This window comes from Mycobacterium sp., assembly GCF_032162105.1.
Lineage (GTDB): Bacteria > Actinomycetota > Actinomycetes > Mycobacteriales > Mycobacteriaceae > Mycobacterium.
Map to the genome: position 1 here is coordinate 1 of NZ_JAVRPS010000517.1, position 5,775 is coordinate 5,775.

Consider the following 5,775-nt stretch of genomic DNA (forward strand, 5'->3'; position numbering starts at 1 on the left):
AGAATTCGCTGCACATCGCGATCGCCCTGCTGCCAGTCGATCGTGGTCAAGTTGACCGCGCCCTGCCTGGCTGCCTGAAGGAACTGGCTTCGCTCGGCCTGCCATTGGTGGGCCTGGTAGGCGTGAAGGCCCAACCATCCCGCCAGGGCCGCCAACGTGACAACGGTGGCAATACCGAACAAGATCGCTCGCCTCACCACTGAGACGGGTTGTTTCGACGGCGCAGCGGGCGCACCATCTGCGTCGTCTGCGGCGGGCTCTGCAGGGAAGTCCTCGATGTCGAGGACGTCGTCCGTATCTGCACATTCAGTCGCTAGCGGCATATCGTCGTCCGTTCCTGGTCGCGGGCGATGCTGTCGCAGAACGCCCGTCGGTCGCTTCGCCAATATCGTTGCGCCGGTGCGGCATTGCCGACGCGCGGATGCTGCACGATGACTTCGGCCGTTGGCCGCCGAACTGCCGCCGGCTGCGCCCTCAGCCCGCTGGCGGCGGCGGAAGCAGCAGGTTCTGCCATGTCTTCTCCTCAGGCGCGGGCTGGGCCAGATCGGACTGCGTGTGGACCTTGCCGTCGGGGCCGACATATTCGCCGGTGGCCGGGTCGTACGGGGCGGTCGCGATCGGCGGCGGACCGGGCCCAGCCGATGGCGGCGGGGCAGGATTGGGCGCGGCCGCGGGCGGCGTTCCTGGCGGCAACTGTGGGATGTCCTGGCCAGACAGCGTGGCGTTGGGATCGCCCTTCCAGTTGTAGCCGTCGTTGAGCGGCACATACTGCTCGTCGCTTTCGCACATCTTCACCGTCGGTGCGCGCTTGCCTGGCACGGTTTCACACGGGAGGTTGCGGGCGCCGCGCACGTTCCACGGCGAGTCCTGCGGGACCCTGCAATACAGGTCGCCGGGTGCGCGGTCGGGGTAGTCCTCGAAGGTGGGTATCCGCTGCTGCTGGACGGGCAGAAAACCGGTGGTGCATGGCGGCGGCAGGTTGAGGTTGAGATTGAAGCTGAGGTATTGGCCCTTGTAATCCTGCTTGGTGTTGACGTTGGCCACGATGCCCGCCTGGCCGTAAGCGACGGACTGGGGCAGCAGTACCAGGAGCTGCTCGATGTCGTTTTGGTAGGTCAGCCCGACCTGGCCGATGCTGACGAGATTCGCCAGCAGAATCGGCAACGTCGGTCGTAGCCGCTCGACCAGCTGGCGTAACTCTCCGGCAGCGGGGCCGCCCTTGTCGATGACGCCGGCGACGTCGGCGTCATGGGTCTGCAACTCGCTGGTCACGGTGGCCAGGTTTGAAGCCCACGCCTGAATCGCATCGGACGTGTTGGTCTGCGAATCGAGGACCGGCTTGGATTGGTCGATCAGTGCGATCAGCGGGTCGAGATTCTTGCGCGCTTCGATGGCCAGCTCGGATGAGCCCTTGATCAGGCGGGACAGTTCGGGGCCGAGGCCGCCCACAGCGGTGTAGGACTCGTCGATGACGGTCTTCAGGTTCTCGCGAGGCACCGCCTTCAGACCGGTGTTGAGGGTGTCGAGCAACGAGTTGATGTCGGGCGGCACGGTGGTGTTGGCCACCGGAATCACGTCGCCGTTCTTCAGCGGCGGTGAGGTGCCGTTACGGGGTAGCAACTCGACGAACTGTTCGCCGATCGCCGTCTGGCTGTGCACCTCGGCCTTGAGATCCGACGGGATGTCTATCCCGGATTTCAGCGACAGCAGCGCTTCCACACCGCTGTCGGTCAGCTGGACCGATTGCACCCGACCGACCTCGGTACCGCGATAGGTGACGTTGCCGGTGCTGTAGAGCCCGCCGGTTTCCGGCAGTTCCAGGCTCACCGTATAGCGGCCGACACCGAATGCCATGGCAGGCAACTTCATGAAGTGAAACGCCATCAGCGCCATCGCGACGAGCGCGATCACGGTAAAGATGGCCAGTTGGATCTTGATCTGTCGGCGTAGGTGCATTTACGGCCCCTGGTCCCAGCGGTACGGGATGGTCAGCGGGTTGCCCGGGTTGTTCGGGCCCCCGGCGGTGCACGGGCTGGGGAACTGGCCGATCGTGCGGCCCCACTGGAGCTCCAGCTCGGTCAGATCGCATTCCCACCGGGTGCCGGTGAAGAATCCCGAGTCGATGCGGCTGAGCGTCAGGTCGACGATCGCCGTGAGGTTCGCGTAGTCCCCTCGCTGCCATTTTTTGATCGTCTCGTTCGGGAACGGGTAAGTGGGAATCAGGCCGAGTGATCGCGTCAGGCTGGGGCCCGCGTTGGCCAGTGACTCCAACACAGGACCGATCTCCCGTAGCTCCTTGACCAGGTTTTCCTTGGTTTGGTTGACCGTGTCGACGGTCAAGGCGCTGAATTTGCCGAGCTTGTCGGCGGCCTCGACGAGGTTCTCCCGCTCGCCGTTGAGCACCGCGAGGGCATCGGGAATGGTGTTGAGCGCCTTGTCCAGAACGGGTTGGCGCGCGGCGAGCTTTCCGGTCAGGTGGTTCAGGCTGTCGGTGGCCGCAATGATGTCGCCGGTCTGGTCGTTGACGTATGCGGTGAACTTGTCCAGTTGCTCGATCAGGCTGTGCAGGTCTTGCTCCCGGCCCCGGAAAGCAGTGCTGAACGCCTCGGTGATGTCCTGCACCTGGCCTAGGCCGCCACCGTTGAGCACCATCGAGAGCGCCGCCAACGTCTGCTCAACCGTAGGAAAGGCTCCGCCATGCGACAACGGGATGAGTGAGCCGTTGTGCAGCTTGCCTTGCGGTGGGGCGTCTTTCGGTGGTGCCAGCTCGACGTGCAGTGACCCTAGCAAGCTGGTCTGGCCGAGCTTGATGGTCGCGGTGGCGGGTACGGCGACGTCGCCCTTGAGCTTCATCGTCAGAAGCGCATGCCAGTCCTGGCGCTCGATCTTGGTCACGGTGCCCACCGTTACGTCCGAGACCCGAACTCGTGCGTTCGGCTGCAGGTTACTGATGTCCGGCATCTGTGCCTGGATCTCGAAAGAGCCGGGGCTGCCACCCTGCGTGCCTGGCAGTGAGAGCGTGTTGAGCCCGCGCCAGCTGGCGCAGCCAGTAATCGCTGCCAGGACCACGATCGTCATCACCAGATGTAGCGCCCCCCGGCACGGTGCGTGCGGTCTCATGAGCCACCTCCGGGAGGAACCATCAGGCCAGGCAGGCCGGCGGTGGGGTCGGTGGCGAGCGTCGGCGCCCCCGGCGTATCGGTGCTCGGTGCTTCCGCGGGTAGCGGCGGACCCGGCGGCGCCTCCGCGGGCTGTGGTCCCGCGCCGGCGGCCGCAGCGGGCGGCGCGGCATCGGCGGCCGGTGGCACGAAGTCCGGCCGCATCCAATCCTCGCTATAGGTGACCTCGTTGGGTCTCGCCTGCGCTCCGACGAAGAGGTCCTCCCCGATCGGGGGAAAGTTGTACTGACGGTTCTTCACGATCGGCGCGAGATATTGCGCGCAGAGCTTCGCCGCTTGCTCACCGCCCATGCGAGAGGCCGACTGAATCGCACCGCAGAGGAACGAGATCGGGTTGGCGAAGTTGTTCACTGCCAGCGCACCAGTCAGCGAGCCGTTGGCAGGCTCGTAGATGTTGTTGAAGTTCTGAATCGTCGTCGGGGCGATGTGCAGTGTCTGCTTGATGTCGTCGAGGCTGTCAACAAGCACCTTCGTGATTGACGTCAACTTGTCCGACGTGGTGCCGATCGCTTCGCGGTTGTCTGCCGTAAAGGTGCGCACATCGTCGACCACCGAGTTGAGATCCTGGGCCGCCTGACCGACCTTGTTCGGGTCGTCGGCCAACACCGAGGACACCGAGGCCAGGTTCTGGTTGAGCTGCTCGAGCAGATCGGTGCTGTCATGCAGCGCGGTCACCAGCGTCGACAGGTTCTTGAAGGTGGAGAAGATGTCCTGGCTGTGGTCGCCGAGCGCGGACACCGCCTGCGACAACTTGATGACGGTGTCGCGGATGTTGGCGCCTTGCCCGCGCAGGTTGGTCGCCGCGGTGTTGATGAACTCGCCGAGTGTGCTGACCCCCCCGGGCTTGGTGGGCTGCAACAGTTGGCTCACCCGCTCGAGTTGAACCCGGATGTCGTCCCACTCGACCGGCACCGCGGTGCGGTCCTGTGGGATGACCGCGCCGTCCTGCATCGTCGGACCATTCGTGTAGGGCGGCGTCAGCTGGATCGCCCTACCTGTTACCAGCTGGGGCGACAGGATCGCAGCTTTGACGTCGGCGGGCACTTTGTGGTCGCGATCGAACGAGAAAGTGATCTTTGCCCGTTCGGCCTGCGGTTCAATCGTTTCGATCTTGCCCACCGGCACGCCCCGGATGAGCACGTCGTCGCCGGGGAACACCCCGGTGCTGTTCTCGAAATAGGCGACCACCGTGATTCTGGCGATCTGATCGGTGACCCGCAGCACGACGAGCACGCCGGCAGCGAGCACGACGATGAGCAAAGTCGCCAGCAGGACGCGTGGACGTCGCAGCCACGTCATCATGGTTGGCCCCCTTGTTGATTCGGCGGCGGCACCTCACCGGGTGCGGGCACGTAGACCGGCGCGGGTGTCGGCTCGGGTGTGGACTGCAGCTGCGGCGGCGACGGGGCGGGCGGCCCCGGTGGTGGGCCGCCGGGCGGCGGGGCAGGCAGCGGTTCGCGGTAGGGGTAGCAGCCAGTAGGGCCGGGCAGCGGCAAGCCGGGCGGACCACACCCCTGATCGCCGGCGTTGCCGGTGATCGCATCCGGCAGCGTCAGATGCGGCTCGCCGCCCTGCCCTGTCCGCGGGTATGGCACGGGCAAAGCCGGGGTTCCGGGCTGGCCGGTCTGCGGATCCGTTCGCTGCGACGGCAGCAAGGTGGCCGGGTCCAATCCCAAGTCGGAGAATGCCGCGTCGACGAACGGCTGGACGAACTGACCAGGAAACAGGTTGACCACATATGCCTTGAAGAACGGGCCAGAGGACACGGATTCACCAAGCGACATGGCGTAGGTGTTGAGCAGCTTGATGGCCTGTTGCACGCGATCCTTGCGGTTGTCGACGATCGCCAGCACCCCGTTGAGCTTGTCCAGCGCAGGGCGCAGTTGCTCTCGGTTCTCGGCAATGAATCCCTTCAACTGGTGCGACACGGCCGAGATGTTGGCCCAGATCTGATCCAGCGCGGCGCTTTGCGTCTGTAGCTGTGCCAGCAGAGCGTTGGTGCTGCGCACCAAACTGACCACCTCATCGGTGCGCTTGGCGAGCACGCCCGTCGCCTTGGCCGCGTTGTCGAGCAAGTTGCGCAGCTGGGCATCGCGTTCGTTGAGTGTCTGCGAGAATCGCGCCACGCCGGATACGGCATTTCGCAGATCCGGGGCGGTGTCGGCAAAGGTCTGCGACAGGACGGCCAGCGAGTCCGACAACTGGTTGGTGTTCAGCCCGCTGATGGTGGTGGCCAAGTCGCCCAGCGCATCCGGCAGCTGGTAGGGCGACGTCGTCCGGTCCATCGGGATGGTGGCCGCCAGCTCGGCGTCCCCACGGGGTATGACGTCGAGTGCCTTGCTGCCCAGCAAGCTCTTGGTTTTGATCGCGGCCTCGGTGCGGTCCCCCAGAAAGATGGTCTTGTCGATACTGAACTTGACCAGCACACCGGGCCCGTCGAGTTCGATGCTTGAAACCTTGCCTGCGGGAAAGCCGGAAACGTCGACGGAAGCACCTGAGCGCAGCCCTCCTGCGTCGGCGAAGTAGGCCGAATAGTCCTTGGCCTGGTTCACGAAGGGCAGACTCTGGTAGTTGAGTGCGGCCAGCACGACGGTGA

Annotated in this window: 5 protein-coding genes; all 5 read right to left on the reverse strand. The window is 65.1% G+C overall.

The genetic code is table 11. The features are described from left to right. Positions 1-581: Rv1363c family protein (locus QOC69_RS26710; protein WP_526445348.1), on the reverse strand; the 581-nt coding region annotated here is incomplete at its 3' end. Then, positions 475-1,956 (reverse strand): MCE family protein, encoded by a 1,482-nt coding sequence (locus tag QOC69_RS26715; protein WP_526445350.1) that lies wholly within the window; start codon positions 1,954-1,956, stop codon positions 475-477. The genes QOC69_RS26715 and QOC69_RS26710, both read right to left, overlap by 107 nt. After that, positions 1,957-3,078, reverse strand: coding sequence for a virulence factor Mce family protein (locus QOC69_RS26720; protein WP_526445352.1), 1,122 nt, complete (start codon positions 3,076-3,078; stop codon positions 1,957-1,959). A 38-nt stretch (positions 3,079-3,116) separates the two neighbouring features. After that, entirely contained in the window at positions 3,117-4,481 is a 1,365-nt protein-coding gene (locus QOC69_RS26725) for a virulence factor Mce family protein (protein ID WP_526445354.1), read from the reverse strand. Next, on the reverse strand, positions 4,478-5,775 hold a 1,298-nt coding region (locus QOC69_RS26730), incomplete at its 5' end, for a virulence factor Mce family protein (RefSeq protein WP_526445356.1). The genes QOC69_RS26725 and QOC69_RS26730, both read right to left, overlap by 4 nt.

Excerpts from the sequence above, each read along its gene's own strand:
- QOC69_RS26715 (WP_526445350.1), bottom strand. The coding sequence starts at position 1,956 with ATGCACCTACGCCGACAGATCAAGATCCAACTGGCCATCTTTACCGTG.
- QOC69_RS26720 (WP_526445352.1), bottom strand. The coding sequence starts at position 3,078 with ATGACGATCGTGGTCCTGGCAGCGATTACTGGCTGCGCCAGCTGGCGC.
- QOC69_RS26725 (WP_526445354.1), bottom strand. The coding sequence starts at position 4,481 with ATGATGACGTGGCTGCGACGTCCACGCGTCCTGCTGGCGACTTTGCTC.